The organism is Streptomyces sp. NBC_00859 (assembly GCF_045161865.1).
Classification (GTDB): Bacteria; Actinomycetota; Actinomycetes; order Streptomycetales; family Streptomycetaceae; genus Streptomyces.
The window spans coordinates 7,810,809-7,828,254 of sequence record NZ_CP108826.1 but is presented as its reverse complement, the minus strand read 5'-3'; the positions used below and the strand labels follow the sequence as shown (position 1 = coordinate 7,828,254).

The following is a 17,446-nucleotide window of genomic DNA, read 5'->3' as shown; positions in this document are numbered from 1 at the left end:
AGCTCGGCACTCCCCCAGCACTACAAGACTCAGATAGGCGGTTGTTCGGGCCCGTGGACGGGGCTCTCTGTGGTTTCGGTCGAAGGACCGGACGGATCTCGGGTGTCGTTGGCGTCGGGATCCGGTTGTGCGGGTGCGGCTTACAGGACGTTCTCGAGACGTCGCGACTGGACCCGGGCGGTGTCGGAACCTGAGGCTGCGGCGGCCGCGTGTCGCCCGAAAAGGGCCTTTTCATCCGGGTGGCGTTCGGCGATGGGGCCGGTGACGGTCGTCAGGTTCACGTAGGAGCGCCAGGTGACGTTTCCCGACACGCTGGTTCCGCCCCAGGTTCCGCTGGAGAGCGTGGCGGTGAAAGGTACTCCGCTGGTGAAGCTGCCGCTGTTGGTCATGGTGGACTGGTTGACGACTATGCGGCAGGCGGGGATCCGGTGCGCGAGCAGGTTCTGGCGTTCCGGACTGCGGGAGTGGATGCCTGCGCTGTGTCCGCGTCCGCAGTCTTCCAGGATGTGGTGGACGCGTTCTACCGCATCGTCGAAGTGGTCATAGGTCAGCAGGGTAAGTACGGGAGACAGCTTCTCGCCGAGAGCGGGGCTGCCGGCTGCTTCGCCGTCCCCGTCCAGGACGATAGTGGTGATCATGGTTGGCTCGGTGAGGATAATTCCCGCGGCCAGGGCGATCGCCCCGGCCGGCTTGCCGATCAGGTCACGGTCGAGGGTTCGCCCGTCGGGCCACAGAGCTTTCCGCACTCGCTCGGTCTCGTCCCTGGTGCATACATGTGCGTGAGAGCGTGTCAGTTCGGCACGGAACTCGCTGGAGACCGAGCTGTGCACGAGGACGTTGCTCTCCGAGGAGCACGAAGTGCCGTTGTTGTAGCTGGCTCCGGTCAGGATGGTGGCGGCAGCTGATGTGATGTCGCACGTCTCGTCGACGATGACGGTGGAGTTTCCGACGCCGGCTCCCACTGCGGGTGTTCCGCTGGCGTAGGCGCGTCGCACCGTGCCCGGTCCGCCCACGGCGACCACGAGGTCTGCTGCGGCCATCAGCGCCTCGGCGGCCTCACGGCCGCTTATCTGGAGGCACTGGACGAGGTCGGCCGGAGCGCCGATGTCCGCGAGCGCTTCGCGGATGACGTCGATGGTCTCCATCGCCGTGGTGCGCGCCCGGGGATTGGGCGTGAAGACGACTGCGTTACGTGTCTTCAGCATGGGCAGCGTATTGCACACGATGCCGGCGCTCGGCGCGGTCGCAGGGCTGGCCGCGGCTATGACGCCCACCGGCTTGGCTATCTTGCGCAGGCTCAGTTCGGGGTGGTTCTCGACCGTCCCGACCGTCGTTTGGCCGTGGAGTTCGAAGAGCTGCCCAATGACACGTTTGCGCTGGAGTTCGTAGAGGTGTTCCGGGTCTCCCAGGCCGGTTTCGGTGTGGGAAAGAGTGGCGAGGCGACGTGCGTTGTCCTCGCGGTAGCAGCGCCAGGCGACAGCTGCCACCACGTCGTCGACGTGATCCTGCGACCATGCGCCGGCGAGAGCCTGTGCAGCTCTCGCACGCCGTACGGCCTCATGTACGGCTCCTTGGATGGACGGTGTACTCACGCTGCACTCCCGGCTCGTGTAGGGGACGGAGCCTCGTGGGCGGCGACCATGCCCCGCAACGAAAGAGACTTCCGATTCGGCGTTTCGCCGAAGGTTATCGGCGCCTGCAGATTCTCTGGGATCCCGCCGTGCACCGAATTACCGGTGCATTTGGATTCAGCATTGGCCGGGCATGCGCCCGGTCGAACACCAGAAAACAAGGCGCCCGAGTTCTTGGCAATAGCGTGCAGCCCGTCAGGAGCTGGAATCCGGCTGTGTGCACCCCAGGGGTCGTGTCCTGGCAACCGGACACGGCCACGCGCGCCCTGTCTACCTGCGGATTCGGCGGGTGTGCTCAGTCCGTGTGCCGACGATACGTCAGGCGGTCGGCGATACCGGCAACCGAAGGGGCTGCAAAAAAATCGTGCATCGTGGGCCCGACGCCCTGCGTCTGCTGAATGCGCTTTAGCAGACCCACGGCGAGGAGTGAGTCTCCCCCGAGGTCGAAGAAGTCGTCGTCCATGCCTATTGGGGCGCGATGCAGCGTTTCTGCGAACAACAATGCCAAGTCGCCTTCCAGCGCGGTCTCGGGCAGTCGGGGCTTCACCGCGGTTTGTCCGATTTCGGGAAGGTCGGAGCGGTTCAGCTTGCCATTGGGGGTGAGCGGAAGGCGCTCCAGGACCACGAACGCCGCCGGAATCATGTGGGCCGGCAGACGGTCGGCCACGTAGCGTCGCAGGACCCGCGCCCCCAGCGCGTCCGCGTCGTGACAAGCCGCTGGATCGGCCTCGGGGACGAGGTAGGCCACGACGCGGCTGTGGCCCTGGCGACCGCCCGGCCGCACGGCGACGGCGACCTGCGCGATGTCCGGGTGGGCGGCCAGGACTGCCTCGATTTCTCCGAGCTCGACACGCATGCCACGGATCTTCAGCTGGCTGTCCGTACGCCCCAGGTGCTCCAGCACACCGTCGCTGTTCCAGCGTGCCAGGTCGCCGGTACGGTACATCCGCTCGCCGGGCGCGCCCAGCGGGTCCGCCACGAAGCGCTCGGCGGTCAGCCCCTGCCTGGCGTAATAGCCGCGTGCCACGGAGCCCCCCACATACAGCTCGCCCGTGACGCCGCGGGGAACCGGAAGGAGGCCGGGACCCAGCACGTAGGTGCGCATATTCCCCAGGGGCCTTCCGATCGGGACGCCGGCGGTCCCGGCGGGCTGCTGGGTCAGGGTGTGGGTGGTGGCATAGAAGCTTTCGGTCTGTCCGTACGCGTTGATCAGTTTGGCGTCGGGGAGTTCCGCGCGGACCCGGCGGACGAGGTCGACTGGAAGCTGCTCGCCTGCGCAGATCACCGTGCGCGCTTTGACGGCGTGGGAGACCTGGTCGAGGACTTCGGCGAACATGGAGGGGACGGTGTGTATGACATCGCCTGTCCAGCCGCCTCGCTCTCCCACGACCAGGACGTCGCGGACGACGTCGATCCTGGCCCCCGTGCTGAGCGCGGTGAAGATCTCGAACACGGAGACGTCGAAGTTGACCGAGGTTGCGGCCAGCATGACCGCTCCTGGCTCCATGCCGACGAGCGGGGCCAGTCGGGTCACGCCGTTCACCACGTTCCCGTGCGTGACGGCAACGCCCTTAGGTACTCCGGTCGAGCCCGATGTGTACATCACGTAGGCGAGATTCTGCGGTTTGGGGCTCAGTGGCAGCGGCGTGTTCTCCGTGCCTTCAGGGTGTGCGGCCGCGGAGGTCTCGATGCTGCAGACGGGCAGTTCATGGACCGGCAGGCTGGAAGCCGTCTCCTGGTCGGTGAGGATCAGGCACGGCTCGGCGTCGGAGAACATGAAGCCGAGCCGCCCGCTGGGGTAGCGGGGATCGACGGGCAAATAGGCGGCGCCGGTCTTCAGGACGGCCAGCAGAGCGACCACGAGGTCGGTGGTGCGGGCGACGGCCACTGCTACGACGGCCTCGGGCCGTGCGCCCTCTCGACACAGCCGCCGGGCAAGACGGGACGACTGGTCATCGAGCTCTTGATAGGTCAGTGAGGTGGCGCCGTCCGTTACAGCGGGAGCCTCGGGCGTGGCACGTACCTGCCGCTGCACCATCACCGGGATACTCATCGGGGATGCTGCCGTGCGGCTTCCCGCGCAATGGGCGAGCAGCTCTCGGCGCTCCCGCTCATCCAGCATGTCGGCGCGGCCCGCCCGAACGCCGGGGTCTGCCGCGACAGTCCGCAGAATGGCGGCCATCCCGGTGGCCATGACCGCGATGGTCGAACGGTCGAAGCGGTCTTCGGCGTAGGTGATGCGGACCTCCATGCCGTCGGGGTCCTCGGGCGCGCCTTCCCTCAGAGCGAAGCGTAGGTCGTGTGCGGCGTGTTGCTGTGCGGGCTGCTCCAGCGCTGCCGCCAGTCCCTGCAGGCGGACGGCCGGCGCCGCTTCCGTGCCTGCGAACAGCACTTGCATGAGGGGGTGGTCGGACCGGTGGCGGCCGCACTGGGTGACCAGGTGGGCGAAGGGGACGTCCTGATGTTCGGACGCCGCTTGCTCTCGCGCGGTGAACCGGTCGACCAACTCGATGAAGGCCGGGTTCCCACCGAGAGCTATGCGGAGCACTGACAGATCGTGGAAGGGGCCTATGACGTCCGGTGCCGGTTTCGGCACCGTCATGACGATGTCCGTGCCCGCGCCCATCTGGTGCAGGAGCACCGCGAGCGCCGCCCGCACGAGGCGGTCGAGCGGAACTTCCTTACGGTGTGCCAGTCGCCTCAGCTCTCTGACCAATGAGGCGTCCAGCGGATGAGACAGGGTATCGGCCCGTCCGCTGGGTTTGAGCGGCTGTGGCCGGTCAACGGGCAGTTGCATCGCTGCCTGCGGTTGGGCCAGTTCGGCCTGCCAGTAGGCGAGTTGCTGCGAGGTTCCGGTTCCCGGGCGAGACGGTTCCGTCCCGAGGGTTCGCTCGCCGTCGGCGTGCCGGGTACGTTCGAATACGGTGTCTGTCCACTGGGGTTCCCGTCCCTGCAGGCGGGCGTTGTAGGCAGAGCAGAGCTCGGCCAGCAGCCGGTACAAGGATGCTTCATCAACGGCTATGTGATGGGCCGTCAGAATCAGCGTGTGGGAGTCGGGGCCGTATCTCAACAGGGCGGCCCGCAAGCCCGGTTCGCTGTCGAGATCGAAGGGCTGACGGACCGCGTCGATCATGGCGGTCGCGGCATCCGCCGCGGTCACGTCCGCGATCGGGACGCTCATCACAGCACGCTCCGCGTCCAGTGGCTGCGGCCGGGGCAGACCATCAGGGCCCTCCGGGAACAGCGTGCGCAGCACTTCGTGCCGGACAACGAGATCGTGCAGCGCTGTGTCCAGGGCCACGGTGTCGAGGCGGCCCGTCATCCGCAGGCCGAGGACACCGGCTACCGCGGACGGTTTCTCACCGAATCGGTGGATGAACCACACTCGACGCTGCGCAATGGACGCTGAAGACATGCGCGTCTGCTCCCCGTTCACTCTGCTCGTCTGAGTATGCTCGCCAGGCTCTGGCCGTATTTTCGCGCCGACCGCCACGGTTGTATCACGACCAATAGATACATATCCGTGGTCCGGCAGCACCGAAAGAACGTCCTGTCGACAGGACAGTAGGGCGGGAATGGCTTCCGGCCGGACGCCGTTGGTACGGTGCTCGCCCACAGTATTTGATCGCGCAGATCGCCACTCCTAAATCACCCCCCTTCCCGAAATGCCCTCAGGTCCAGCACCATGCTTACGGATGCAGTATCCGCAAGCAATTCAGGTGAGCGAGGGAATTACCCATGGTGCTCAATGTCGAAGCCGACACCAAGGTGTGTGTGGGCGCCGGACAGTGCGTTCTGGTCGCACCGGATGTATTCGATCAACGCGTCGAGGACGGAATAGTGCGGGTCATACAGACGGATCCGCCCAGCGAACAGCATCGCGCTGTCGAGGAGGCCGTCCACCTGTGCCCGTCCGGCGCGATCACGTTCCGCTGACGCATGCGGCGAGACAGTCATCGTCTTGCGGCGACGAAGCAAGAAAAGGGGGAGGGAACAGTGCCACGGATGCGCGCAGTGGGGACAGGTCAGGACGGTCCCGATGATTTGGTGAGCCGGTTCCGCGCCTCAGCCCGGACCTGGCCGGAGCGCACTGCTCTGTCCGAGGAGGAGCGGCGTTTCACTTACGCGGAGTTGGATGCCTGGTCGGAGTCCGTGGCAAGGCTCCTTCGCGTCCGCGGGGTGGCCCAGGGCGACCGGGTCGTACTGCGAATGCCGCCCGGAGCGGACTGCGTCGCGGCCGTTCTCGGCATCCTCAAGTGCGGCGCCGCCTATGTGCCGCTCGACGTTCGCCATCCCGTGGCTCGCCGCGAGTTCATCGCGCATGACAGTGCGGCCGAAACCCTTGTCGGCTCGTGGGGCGACGCGCCTCTCCCACCCCACATCAGCGCACTCCTCACAGAAGAAGAGGTCTCCGCGGCCTCCCGGCCCGGCGCCGCGGCAGTGCCGGCCACGCACGCCCCCGGCAGCGATGAGACGGCCTACATCATTTACACGTCGGGAACGACCGGGGAACCCAAAGGGGTCCCGGTACGCCACCGCCATGTGCAGGCGCTTCTCGACGGCGCGGCCGATGTCTTCACCTTCACCTGCGACGACCGGTGGCTGCTGTTCCACTCCGTCGCCTTCGACTTCTCCGTATGGGAGATGTGGGGCGCCCTGAGCACGGGCGCGGAACTGGTCGTGCTGCCGCAGTGGGCAGCGCGCTCCCCGGACACGAGCCTGCGTCTGATCGCCGCGCGCAGCATCACGGTCCTCAACCAGACACCCACGGCGTTCGCCTCGCTGGCCGACGCGGCAGCACGCTCCGGGACCGCGCTGCCGGCACTGCGCTACATCATCTTCGGAGGAGAGAAGCTGTCTCCTCCGTCGCTGCGCTCCTGGGCCAAGCAGTACGGGATGACCTGCCCGCGGTTGGTCAACGGGTACGGGATAACCGAGACCACCGTCTTCACGACGTTCCACGAGGTGACCGAAGACGATCTGTCCGGGGACACCTCGGTCATCGGAGAGCCGTTGCCCGGCTTCGTGATCCGAGTGGTGGACGATCAGGACCGCGAGGCACCCGTGGGCGAGAAGGGCGAGCTGTGGCTGGCCGGCCCTCAGGTCACCGATGGCTATCTGAACCGGCCTGAGCTGACCGCCGATAAGTTCCCCACGGCACCCGACCCCGCGACGGGCGGGATACGTCGCTACTACCGCTCAGGAGACCTCGTCAGCCGCGACAGCAACGGCAGCCTCGTCTACGACGGACGGGTCGACCTGCAGGTCAAGCTCCGTGGCTACCGCATCGAGCTGAGTGATATCGAAGCAGCCGTGCGCCGGCATGAGGCGGTGCTGGACACGGTCGTCACCCTTCACGATTTCAAGGCCTCGGACACTCGCCTGGTATGCGCCTACGTCACCGGCGACGATGCCCCCTCCCTTGACCCGAGGCAGCTGCGACAGCACATGAAGTCGTTGCTCCCGTCCTATATGCACCCTGCGCGCTATCTGCGGCTGGCGGAACTGCCGCGCACGGTCAACGGAAAGGTGGACCGGGCCGCAATCGCCCGGTCATGGAAAGAGGAGACACAGAAAAGATGAGCCACACGACATCCCGGGACGCCTGTGAACCTGAGGTGGTAGAGCGCATGGTCGTCGAATGGGCCGCGGAGATCCTGGAGGAGCCGGCCTCCGCGCAGGACAACTTTCTCGATCTTGGCGGCCATTCGATGCTCGCTGCCGAACTAAACCAGCGTGTCAAAGACACGTTCGGAGCGGAACTCGACCTACAGCTCCTCTTCGAGGAGACCATAGGCAAAGCAGCCGGCAGCATTATTAGCCATCTCAATTCCACAACGCAGAACGGCTGACAAAAATGACGACAAGTGAGCTGATCACCCATTCTCTCAGCGAACAAGAACTGAAGTCATTCGAGCGCGACGGCTTCATCGGCCCCATCAAGATCTATGAAGTCGAGGAGATGGAGAACCGCTGGAAGACCATCCAGCGGGAACTGCGTGACCGTTCCCACGCCATCTACCCCGAGGGTTCGGGCAAGGCCAGCAGTATCTCCAACTACGACCGCCACCTCGACGTCGACCTGCTGTCCGAGCACATCATGAAGCGGGAGATCGTGGACCGGGTCGCGTCGATCCTCGGCCCCGATCTGCTGTGCTGGCGTTCGGAGTTCTTCCCGAAGTTCCAGGGTGATGAGGGCACCGACTGGCACCAGGCGGCAACGTTCGCTCACGCCAGCGGCAGTCCGCAGATCGTCTGGCCGTCCGATGACGGCCTCCCTGCGTTCGGCGGCACAATCACTGTATGGACCGCGTTCACCCACTCCACCAAGGAGAACGGGTGCCTGCAGCTCATGCCGGGAACGCACAAGCACATGAACTATGACGAGTCCAAGGGCATGGCGTACGACGCCGACACCTTCAACGCCCGGGAGAAGGACGGCGTCAAGCGCGGATTCTTCGGCTACGACTACCGCCAGCTCCAGAAGGACCCGGACTGGAGCCCCGATGAGTCACAGGCCTTCCCGCTCGTCATGAAGCCCGGCGAGTGCGTCATCTTCTGGTCGACACTCATGCACGCCTCTCTGCCGCACACCGGCAGTAAGAAGGACTACCGGATGGGGTACGCGACACGGTTCGTCCCCACCCAGGTGCAGGTCTATCCGGGCACCGACGCGGTCAACGAGTACGGCGGCGGTATCACGCTCGACAACTACGGGACGGTTCTCGTCTCGGGCACCGACACCTACGGCCACAACCGTGTGGCGAAGGAGAGCCGAAGGGGCTTCCCCTTCGTACCGCGCCAGCAGGCGTAACCGGACGAACGGTGTGGGGGTCGGCCTGCCCCCACACCGTGCCCAGCCTCCCTATTTTCCGCCATGTCCGCAGGAGAGCCGTATGACACCGTTCCCTCTGATCCTGCTCCACCATGCGGGCGGATCAGCGAAGGTATTCGACGCACTTGTCGCCGCGTTGCCGCCGCAGATCCATCCCATCGCCCTGGATCTTCCTGGACGCGGCCTGTCCTGGCGCCAGGATCCGGCAACGACTGCTGACGACGCGGTGGACCACTTGGTGCGGCAAATCGATGGGATCGACGGCGAGTTCGCCATCTTCGGACACAGCCTGGGAGCCTATCTCGGACTGGCCCTCGCCTCCCGCCTGGAGGAGACGGAGGGCGGCGTCCGGTGCTCAACGCTGTTCGCGTCGGCCAACTCCGGCCCCGTCGCAGCCGTCCTGCCCTTCACAGGATCGGCTCTGCTGACCGACGACGAAGAGATCTTCCGCATCACCGCCGCCTCGGGCGGCGCCGTACCCCGCCAGATACTCGAACATCCGCAGCTGCGGTCGCGGGCTGCCGATCTGCTGCGAGCCGACTTCGCGCTGTCCGAATCCTTCCTGCGCAAGCAGCGGCGCATCGTCACCGAGGCGGACATCATGGTGTGCTGCGGTTCGGACGACATCTTCAGTGCGCGCCAGCTCGAGGAGTGGCGATTGAACTCAACCTCACATACGGAGATCCACCGCTTTCCGGGAGACCATTTCTACCTGGAACAGGACGCCGAAGAGGTGGCAGCCCTCGTCGCCGGCCGCCTGACAGTGGTGCGGAGCCAGCACCCATGAACCGGCTGCCCGTGCAGCCACACGACGGCCGATCGGCCCGGACCCCCGGTGGGGTCCGGGCCGATCGGCCGCGGTGGACAGGGTCTACGCCTTGTGGAGGCGGAACGTCAGGGCGAGGCCCTCGTCAGTGAACGGCTCGCCGTACGCTCCTGTGTCCGCGTCGCCTTCCGCGTAGTCCAGGGCCAGGACCTCGTCCGCGATGAGACCCGCGTGTTCGGTCAGCGCGTCCTTGGTCTCCGCGGCGTGGCTGGACCAGCGGACGGCGATACGGTCCGCGACGTCCAGGCCGCTGTTCTTGCGGGCCTCCTGGATCAGGCGGATGGCATCACGTGCCAGCCCGGCCCTGCGCAGTTCGGGGGTGATCTCCAGGTCGAGGGCGACTGTGGCACCTGAGTCGGATGCTACTGACCAGCCTTCGCGGGGGTTTCGGTGATGATGACTTCGTCGGGGGAGAGGGTGACGTGTTCCCCGTCGACCTCGACTGACGCGGTTCCCTCGCGCAGTGCGTGTGAGAGTGCGGCGGCGTCGGTGTTCGCGACTGCCTTGGCCACGGCCTGGACGCCCTTGCCGAAACGCTTGCCCAGTGCGCGGAAGTTGGCCTTGGCTGTGGTGTCGACGAGCGAGCCGCCGACTTCGGAGAGGGAGGCGAGGGAGGTGACGTTGAGTTCTTCGGTGATCTGGGTGCGGAGTTCGGGTGTCAGCGAGTGGAAGCCGGTGGCGGCGACGAGTGCGCGGGAGAGTGGCTGGCGGGTTTTGACGCCGGATTCGGCGCGTGTCGCGCGGCCGAGCTCGACCAGGCGGCGGACCAGGGTCATCTGCCGGGAGAGTTGCGGGTCGATGGCTGTGAGGTCTGCTTTTGGCCAGCTGGAGAGGTGGACCGACTGGGCGGCACTGGGGGTGACGGGGACGACCATGTCCTGCCAGACCCGCTCGGTGATGAAGGGGGTGAGCGGTGCCATCAGGGCGGTGACGGTTTCGATCACTTCGTGCAGGGTGCGCAGTGCGGCTTTGTCTCCTTGCCAGAAGCGGCGGCGTGAGCGTCGTACGTACCAGTTGGACAGGTCGTCGACGAAGGCGGAGAGGAGTTTGCCGGCGCGCTGGGTGTCGTATGCGTCCAGTGATTGTGTGACCTGGTCGACGAGTGCGTTGAGTTCGCTCAGGAGCCAGCGGTCCAGAACGGTGCGCTCGGCGGGTGCGGGGTCGGAGGTGGAGGGGGCCCAGTTGGATGTGCGGGCGTACAGGGCCTGGAAGGCGACGGTGTTCCAGTAGGTGAGGAGGGTTTTGCGGACGACTTCCTGGATGGTGCCGTGGCCGACGCGGCGGGCGGCCCAGGGGGAGCCGCCGGCGGCCATGAACCAGCGGACGGCGTCTGCTCCGTGCTGGTCCATCAGTGGGATCGGGTCGAGGGTGTTGCCCAGGTGTTTGGACATCTTCCGGCCGTCCTCGGCGAGGATGTGGCCCAGGCAGACGACGTTCTCGTAGGAGGACTTGTCGAAGACCAGCGTGCCGACCGCCATGAGTGTGTAGAACCACCCGCGCGTCTGGTCGATGGCCTCGGAGATGAACTGTGCGGGGTAGCGCCGCTCGAAGAGTTCCTTGTTCCGGTACGGGTAGCCGTACTGCGCGAACGGCATCGAACCCGAGTCGTACCAGGCGTCGATGACCTCGGGGACCCGGGTGGCGGTCTTCTCGCACTGGGGGCAGGGGAAGGTGACCTCGTCGATGTACGGGCGGTGCGGGTCGAGGTCCGACTGGTCGGTGCCGGTCAGATCACTCAGCTCGGCACGCGAGCCGATGACCGTCAGATGGTCGTCCTCGCAGCGCCAGATCGGCAGCGGGGTGCCCCAGTAGCGGTTGCGGGAGAGCGCCCAGTCGACGTTGTTGTTCAGCCAGTCACCGAACCGGCCCTGCTTGACCGACTCCGGGAACCAGTTGGTCCCCTCGTTCTCCCGGAGCATCGCATCCTTGACCGCAGTGGTCCTGATGTACCAGGACGGCTGCGCGTAGTACAGGAGCGCGGTGTGACAACGCCAGCAGTGCGGGTAACTGTGCTCGTAGGCCTCGTGGCGAAAGAGCAGGCCGCGATGGTCGAGGTCCTTGAGGACGGTCTCGTCCGCGTCCTTGAAGAACTGACCTCCGACGAGACGGAGTTCGGGTTCGAAGGTACCGTCGGCGCGCACCGGATTGACGAGCGGCAGTCCATAGGCCCTGCAGACCTTGTAGTCGTCCTCGCCGAATGCGGGGTTGGTGTGCACCAGCCCGGTGCCGGCTTCGGTGGTGACATGGTCACCGTTGAGAACGATGTGGGCGCCTTCCATAGGCACGAGGTCGAAAGGCGGCCGGTAGCTCCACCGCTCCATCTCGGCGCCGGTGAAGGACTCGCCGGTACTCGCCCAGCCCTCACCCAGGGCGGTGGCCAGGAGCGCCTCGGCCACGACGACTTCCTCTCGTCCGTCAGTGGCAACGACGTAGGTGATGTCCGCCCCGACCGAGGCCGCGGTGTTGGAGACGAGTGTCCAGGGCGTCGTCGTCCAGACCAGGAGCGCGGCCCGGTCGGCGAGAGGGCCGGAGGTGAGCGGGAAGCGCACGTACACCGAGGGGTCGACGACTGTCTCGTAGCCCTGTGCGAGCTCGTGGTCGGACAGGCCGGTGCCGCAGCGCGGACACCAGGGGGCGACCCGGTGGTCCTGGACCAGCAGGTCCTTGTTGAAGATCTCCTTCAGCGACCACCACACGGACTCGACGTAGGACGGGTCCATCGTCCGGTACGCGTTCTCCAGGTCGACCCAGTAGCCCATCCGGGTGGTCAGCGCGGCGAAGGCGTCGGTGTGCCGGGTCACCGAGACACGGCACTTGTCGTTGAAGGCGGCGATCCCGTACGCCTCGATGTCCTGCTTGCCGTTGAAGCCCAGCTCCTTCTCCACCGCCAGCTCGACGGGCAGACCATGGCAGTCCCAGCCCGCCTTCCGCGGCACGTGGTAGCCCTGCATCGTGCGGAAGCGCGGGAAGACGTCCTTGAAGACACGGGCCTCGATGTGGTGCGCCCCCGGCATACCGTTGGCGGTCGGCGGTCCTTCGTAGAACACCCACTCGGGACGGCCCTCGGACTGCTCCAGGCTTCTGGCGAAGATCTTCTGATCGCGCCAGAAATCGAGCACGGCGTGCTCAAGGGCGGGCAGGTCAACCTGCGCGGGCACCTGCTGGTACTGCGGCTGGGTGTTCAACAAGCTTCCTTCGGCATGGTCTGTACAGACGGGTGGCTCTGGAGCCAGGGATCAGGCTGGCACGCAACTACGGTGTAAGGCAGCTGATTTGGAGGCCGTGGTTGATTTGGGGACCCTAGTCACCGTGATTCTAGGATCCGTGGATATCAGAGCTGCGTGCGGGACGGTCCGGTTTCAGGCCGGCTGCTCTTGAGCGGCCATGGCTTTGTTCAGGGCGGCAGGAAGGGCATGGAGAAAGTCGTCCACATCCGCATCGGCGATGATGAGGGGCGGTGCCAGTCTGATCACATCTGCTGCGACGGCGTTGACCAGGAATCCCGACGATTCCAGCAACTCCTCCACGTGCTTGGCATGCGGCTGGGTCAAGACGATGCCCTGCAGGAGGCCGCTGCCCCTGACGTGGTCGACCAGGGGATGCCTGAGCTCTCCGATGCCCTTCACCAGGCGATCGCCCTGCCGCACGGCGGCCTGAAGGAGGTTCTGGTCCTCGATGGTCTCGAGTACGGCCAGGGCCGCGGCGCAGGCGACCGGATTCCCGCCGAAAGTAGAGCCATGGGTTCCGGGCGCGAACAGGCCGGCTGCTTCATCGAAGGCGAGCACCGCCGCGAGTGGGAGGCCTCCGCCGAGTGCTTTGCCCAGGGTGATGACATCGGGCTCCACACCCTCGGACTGGTGCGCGAACCAGTGGCCGGTGCGACCGGTTCCGGTCTGTACTTCGTCGAAGGCGAGGAGGGTACCGGTGCGGCGAGTGATGTCCCGGGCCGCGGCCAGATAGCCGGGCGGTGGCACGATGATGCCGCCCTCGCCCTGAATGGGTTCCAGGATGAGCATGGCGGTCCGGTCGGTGACCGCCGTCGCGAGCGCATCCACGTCTCCGTAGGGGACATGGAGAACACCACCGGGAAGGGGCTCGAAGGGCTGCCGCTTCGCGGCCTGGCCCGTCATGGCCAGGGCGCCCAGGGTGCGTCCGTGGAAGGACCCGTCGGCGGAGATGACCTGGGGCCGGCCTGTCAACCTGGCGATCTTGAGCGCCGCTTCGTTGGCCTCTGTCCCCGAATTGCACAGGAAGACGCGACCTTGACGCCCGGCCAGGCCGAGCAGGTTTTCGGCAAGACGTACCGGGGGTTCCGCGATGAACAGGTTGGAGACATGTCCCAGCTGGTTGAGCTGCTCGGTGACGGCACGAACGATCGCCGGGTGCGCTGAGCCGAGCACGTTGACGGCGATGCCGCCCAGGAAGTCGAGGTATCTGTTGCCGTCCACGTCCCAGAAAGCAGTGCCGGCTCCTCGGACGAGGGCGGCCCGAGGCGTTCCGTAGTTGGCCATCATCGCGTTCTGCCAGCGCGTGGTCAGGGAGGCGTTCTCGCTCATGTCATCTCTCCGGGAATGTCCGGCACGACCGTGGTGCCCATGGGCTCGCCGGTCAGGACGGTGGTGCGGATCGCGTTGCGGACGCGGCCGTCGATGACCCGTGCGCTGCGCACTCCGTTTCGCACCGCGTCGAGGCATCCCCTCATCTTGGGGAGCATGCCGGAGGACAGTTCCGGTATCAGATCCTCGAGTTCACTGGCCGTGAGCCGTTCGTAGACGTCGTCCGTGTGCGGCCAGTCGGCGTAGAGCCCGGCCACGTCGGTCACCAGCAGCAGGTGCGCTGCTCCCAGGGCGGTGGCCAGTGCGGCCGCGGCGGTGTCGGCATTCACGTTGTACACATCGTCGTCCTCCACGCTGCGGGCGATGGAGGACACGACCGGAATGAGGCCGTCGGCCAGCAGGCTCTCCAGAAGACGGGTGTCGACGCGGGTGATCTCACCGACCCTGCCGATGTCGACGAGCTCACCGTCGATCTCCGCGAGATGCCTGGCCGCGACGAATGTATTGGCATCCTCACCGGTCATGCCGACCGCGAGGGGCTGGTGCTGATTGATCAAACCGACGAGTTCACGCTGCACTTGTCCGGCGAGCACCATGCGCACGATGTGCATCGCTGCCGGGGAAGTGACGCGAAGGCCGCCCTTGAATTCGGATGCGATGCCCTGGCGGGCAAGTTCGGTGCTGATCTGTGGTCCGCCGCCATGGACGACGACGGGGAGCAGACCCGCTTCGTGCAGGCCCGCCACGTCATGGGCGAAGGCTCGCTTGAGGTCGTCGTCGACCGTGGTGCTGCCGCCGAGCTTGATGACGACGATCTCGCCCAGTCCGGTGCCGGCCCGGCCCTCGGCTGCCGGCGCGTAGGAGGAGGTACTCATGAGGAATACGCGCTGTTCTCGTGGACGTAGGTCACGCTGAGGTCGTTGGTCCAGATCGTGGCACGCTGCGGTCCTGCGGCCAGATCGGCTGTGATGACAACGTCGCGGCCGGTGAGATCGACGTTACCGCGGTCCTCACCCGCGGCACCGTCCTTGCATACCCACACTCCGTTGATGGCGATGTTGAGCAGGTGTGGTTCGAACCGGGCGTCGGTGGTGCCGATGGCGGACAGAACGCGGCCCCAGTTGGGGTCTTCGCCGTAGATGGCACATTTGAAGAGGTTGTTGCGCGCGATGGAGCGGCCCACATCTACAGCGTCCTGTTCGGTCGCGGCCCCGACGACATCGATACGAATCTCCTTGGTGGAGCCTTCGGCGTCCGCGATCAGCTGTCGGGCGAGGTCGGCGCAGACAGTGCGCACGGCGGCTGCGAGTGCTTCGTACGCGGGCCTGATGGTGCTGGCGCCCGAGGCGAGAAGGAGCACGGTGTCGTTGGTGGACATGCAGCCGTCGGAATCGATCCGGTCGAACGTCACGGCGACAGCGTCCCGCAGAGCTTCGTCGAGTGCGGCAGCGGGAACGTCCGCGTCGGTGGTGAGGACGACGAGCATGGTAGCCAGGCCAGGAGCGAGCATTCCCGCGCCCTTGGCCATGCCGCCGACGGTCCAGCCGTCCTGATGGCAAACGGCTGTCTTGTGAACCGAGTCAGTGGTCTTGATGGCGATGGATGCGGCCCGGCCGCCATCCGGCGACAGTTCGGCGTGAGCCTGGTCGATTCCGCTGAGCACACGGTCCATGGGGAGGTGGACGCCGATGAGTCCGGTCGAGCAGACGGCGACTTCGTCGGGGTGCACGCCAAGGACCTGACTCACCTTGTGTGCGGTCGCCTCGGTGTCCGCGTGGCCGCCGGGCCCGGTGCAGGCGTTGGCACCACCGGAGTTGAGGATGACCGCAGTCAGTTCACCGCCGGAGACCACGCGCCTGGTCCAGTCGACCGGGGCCGCCGTGACACGGTTGGAGGTGAACACGCCGGCTGCCGCATTGCACGGCCCGTTGTTCACCACCAGAGCCAGGTCCGGTCCCCCGCCGTGTTTGATACCGGCGGCCACGCCTGCCGCTGTGAAGCCCTGTGGTGCCGTGATGCTCATGGAGCAACTCCTACGGTTGTCAGTCCGGTGTTTTCGTTGAATCGATGAACGAGGTTCATGCACTGCACGGCGTTGCCGGCTGTTCCCTTGGTCAGGTTGTCGATGGCGCCGATGGCAATCAGCCGTTGCCGCCGTATGTCGAGGGCTGCTTGCAGATGGGCACTGTTGGATCCCGTGACAGCGGCTGTGGTCGGCCAATGACCCGGCGGGAGAAGGTGCACGAAGCGCTCGCTCGCGGCCGCTTTCGTGTAGACCTCGCGTACATCGCCGTCCGTCACACCGTTCAGGACCTGGGCACCGCAGACTGCGAGGATGCCTCGCGTCATCGGGGCGAGCACCGGGGTGAAGGACACCTCGACCGGGACACCGGCGAGAGCCGAGAGGTTCTGTTCCAGTTCGGGGGTGTGACGGTGCGTCCCGGCCACACCGTAGGGTGTGGCGGATCCCATCACCTCGCTCGCCAGAAGATGCGGCTTGAGCGTTTTCCCGGCTCCGGAGGCCCCGGTGAACGCCACGATGTCGACTGCGGGAGCGAGCAGCCCCGCTCGGTAGGCGGGCCACAGTGCCAAGGTGGCCACGGTGGGGAAGCATCCTGGCAGGGCGATCCTGCGCGACTGGCGCAGGACGTCCCGCTGGCCGGGGAGTTCAGGGAGTCCATAGGGCCAGGTTCCGGCGTGGTCGCTCCCGTAGAACTCGGTCCACGCCGCCTCGTCGGTCAGCCGATAGTCGGCACCGCAGTCGATGATCAGCGGTACGTCGTCGAGTTCTCTGCTCAACTGGGCCGCACTGCCGTGTGGCAGAGCCATGAACACCACATCATGGCCGCCCAGGACGTCGGCGGTGGTTGGCTCAAGGAGCCTGTCGGCGAGTTCGGGCAGATGGGGGTGCAGCCGGCCGAGCGGCTCACCGGCGTTGGTCCCGGCGGTCAACGCCCCGATCTCTGCCTCGGGATGGTTGAGCAGGAGCCGCAGGAGCTCACCACCCGCGTACCCGCTGGCCCCGGCCACTGCTACGCGCAGGCTCAATTTGTCCCCCTCCCGCTTCCCGGCGTGGCCGGTGCGCGGACTGAATCCGTATTCTTCTGCGTATTGGATGATGAGGGATACCGACGCCATTCGGCACCCACAGCAGGCATTATCGTGCGGACCCGCGGCACGACGTAACTCTGTCCTGTCCACCGGACATTCGCCTGTTGCGCAGGCCAGGACGATCCTGCCAAACTGGCGTGCGAGCCAACATTTTGGGCGACATATGTGCGGCGCGTGTCAGCGACCGGCATTCAACTTTCTCGGCTATGCAAAGTCTCATTCTGCATCGACGTCCTGGAGGGACCATGAGCAGCAATCCTTTCGACAACGACGAGGGTCGGTTCTTCGTTCTGGTGAACGACGAGGAGCAGCACTCCCTGTGGCCGACCTTCGCGGACGTCCCCGCCGGTTGGCGCGCCGTATTCGGCGAGTCGAGCCGGCAGGAGTGCCTGGACTACGTAGAGACGCACTGGACGGACCTTCGCCCCAAGAGCCTGCAGGACGCGATGGCCGCCGATGCGTCAGCGACAAACGCTGCGTAGACGGC

The 17,446-nt window shown here is 66.1% G+C and carries 12 protein-coding genes and 1 pseudogene; 6 read left to right on the top strand and 7 right to left on the bottom strand.

What is annotated here, in order from left to right; translation table 11 throughout:
- Positions 1 to 140: 140 nt before the first annotated feature.
- Together OG584_RS34540 and OG584_RS34535 are read right to left on the bottom strand one after the other, a co-directional pair.
- Positions 141 to 1,592: an aldehyde dehydrogenase family protein gene (locus OG584_RS34540; RefSeq protein WP_405783767.1), complete on the bottom strand. Its 1,452-nt coding sequence runs from the start codon at positions 1,590 to 1,592 to the stop codon at positions 141 to 143.
- A 334-nt stretch (positions 1,593 to 1,926) separates the two neighbouring features.
- A complete protein-coding gene (locus OG584_RS34535) occupies positions 1,927 to 5,046 on the bottom strand; it encodes a non-ribosomal peptide synthetase (RefSeq protein WP_405783766.1) in 3,120 nt (1,039 codons plus the stop codon).
- A 323-nt stretch (positions 5,047 to 5,369) separates the two neighbouring features.
- On the opposite strand from OG584_RS34535, the gene OG584_RS34530 reads away from it, so the two are divergent.
- The 5 genes from OG584_RS34530 (at position 5,370) to OG584_RS34510 (ending at position 9,253) form a co-directional block, all read left to right on the top strand.
- A complete protein-coding gene (locus tag OG584_RS34530; RefSeq protein ID WP_405783765.1) occupies positions 5,370 to 5,567 on the top strand; it encodes a ferredoxin in 198 nt (65 codons plus the stop codon).
- Positions 5,568 to 5,636: 69 nt separating this feature from the next.
- Positions 5,637 to 7,214: an amino acid adenylation domain-containing protein gene (locus OG584_RS34525; protein ID WP_405783764.1), complete on the top strand. Its 1,578-nt coding sequence runs from the start codon at positions 5,637 to 5,639 to the stop codon at positions 7,212 to 7,214.
- The gene (locus OG584_RS34520; protein WP_405783763.1) at positions 7,211 to 7,483 is read left to right on the top strand and encodes a phosphopantetheine-binding protein; all 273 of its coding nucleotides are present in this window, start codon (positions 7,211 to 7,213) and stop codon (positions 7,481 to 7,483) included. The genes OG584_RS34525 and OG584_RS34520 overlap by 4 nt, the downstream gene beginning before the upstream one ends.
- A gap of 5 nt (positions 7,484 to 7,488) precedes the next feature.
- Positions 7,489 to 8,445: a chlorinating enzyme gene (locus tag OG584_RS34515; RefSeq protein WP_405783761.1), complete on the top strand. Its 957-nt coding sequence runs from the start codon at positions 7,489 to 7,491 to the stop codon at positions 8,443 to 8,445.
- An 82-nt stretch (positions 8,446 to 8,527) separates the two neighbouring features.
- Positions 8,528 to 9,253 (top strand): thioesterase II family protein, encoded by a 726-nt coding sequence (locus tag OG584_RS34510; RefSeq protein ID WP_405783759.1) that lies wholly within the window; start codon positions 8,528 to 8,530, stop codon positions 9,251 to 9,253.
- A gap of 84 nt (positions 9,254 to 9,337) precedes the next feature.
- Here OG584_RS34510 and ileS read toward each other — a convergent pair.
- From ileS to argC, 5 genes and pseudogenes are all read right to left on the bottom strand, one after another.
- Positions 9,338 to 12,477, bottom strand: a pseudogene (gene ileS, locus OG584_RS34505) (isoleucine--tRNA ligase).
- Positions 12,478 to 12,651: 174 nt separating this feature from the next.
- Positions 12,652 to 13,848, bottom strand: a complete 1,197-nt coding sequence (locus OG584_RS34500; protein WP_405783757.1) for an acetylornithine transaminase — start codon at positions 13,846 to 13,848, stop codon at positions 12,652 to 12,654.
- A complete protein-coding gene (gene argB / locus OG584_RS34495; RefSeq protein WP_405783755.1) occupies positions 13,845 to 14,723 on the bottom strand; it encodes an acetylglutamate kinase in 879 nt (292 codons plus the stop codon). The genes OG584_RS34500 and argB overlap by 4 nt, the downstream gene beginning before the upstream one ends.
- A complete protein-coding gene (argJ, locus tag OG584_RS34490) occupies positions 14,720 to 15,871 on the bottom strand; it encodes a bifunctional glutamate N-acetyltransferase/amino-acid acetyltransferase ArgJ (RefSeq protein ID WP_405783753.1) in 1,152 nt (383 codons plus the stop codon). Before argJ ends, argB begins: the two co-directional genes overlap by 4 nt.
- A complete protein-coding gene (gene argC, locus OG584_RS34485) occupies positions 15,868 to 16,896 on the bottom strand; it encodes an N-acetyl-gamma-glutamyl-phosphate reductase (protein ID WP_405783751.1) in 1,029 nt (342 codons plus the stop codon). Before argC ends, argJ begins: the two co-directional genes overlap by 4 nt.
- A gap of 308 nt (positions 16,897 to 17,204) precedes the next feature.
- Between argC and OG584_RS34480 the strand changes: the two genes are divergently transcribed.
- Positions 17,205 to 17,441, top strand: coding sequence for an MbtH family protein (locus tag OG584_RS34480; protein ID WP_405783749.1), 237 nt, complete (start codon positions 17,205 to 17,207; stop codon positions 17,439 to 17,441).
- Positions 17,442 to 17,446 lie beyond the last annotated feature (5 nt).

What these genes read in the sequence shown, in the direction of transcription:
- OG584_RS34535 (WP_405783766.1), bottom strand. Translation starts at nt 5,046, where the DNA reads ATGTCTTCAGCGTCCATTGCGCAGCGTCGAGTGTGGTTCATCCACCGA.
- OG584_RS34530 (WP_405783765.1), top strand. Translation starts at nt 5,370, where the DNA reads ATGGTGCTCAATGTCGAAGCCGACACCAAGGTGTGTGTGGGCGCCGGA.
- OG584_RS34525 (WP_405783764.1), top strand. Translation starts at nt 5,637, where the DNA reads ATGCGCGCAGTGGGGACAGGTCAGGACGGTCCCGATGATTTGGTGAGC.
- OG584_RS34520 (WP_405783763.1), top strand. Translation starts at nt 7,211, where the DNA reads ATGAGCCACACGACATCCCGGGACGCCTGTGAACCTGAGGTGGTAGAG.
- OG584_RS34515 (WP_405783761.1), top strand. Translation starts at nt 7,489, where the DNA reads ATGACGACAAGTGAGCTGATCACCCATTCTCTCAGCGAACAAGAACTG.
- OG584_RS34510 (WP_405783759.1), top strand. Translation starts at nt 8,528, where the DNA reads ATGACACCGTTCCCTCTGATCCTGCTCCACCATGCGGGCGGATCAGCG.
- OG584_RS34500 (WP_405783757.1), bottom strand. Translation starts at nt 13,848, where the DNA reads ATGAGCGAGAACGCCTCCCTGACCACGCGCTGGCAGAACGCGATGATG.
- argB (WP_405783755.1), bottom strand. Translation starts at nt 14,723, where the DNA reads ATGAGTACCTCCTCCTACGCGCCGGCAGCCGAGGGCCGGGCCGGCACC.
- argJ (WP_405783753.1), bottom strand. Translation starts at nt 15,871, where the DNA reads ATGAGCATCACGGCACCACAGGGCTTCACAGCGGCAGGCGTGGCCGCC.
- OG584_RS34480 (WP_405783749.1), top strand. Translation starts at nt 17,205, where the DNA reads ATGAGCAGCAATCCTTTCGACAACGACGAGGGTCGGTTCTTCGTTCTG.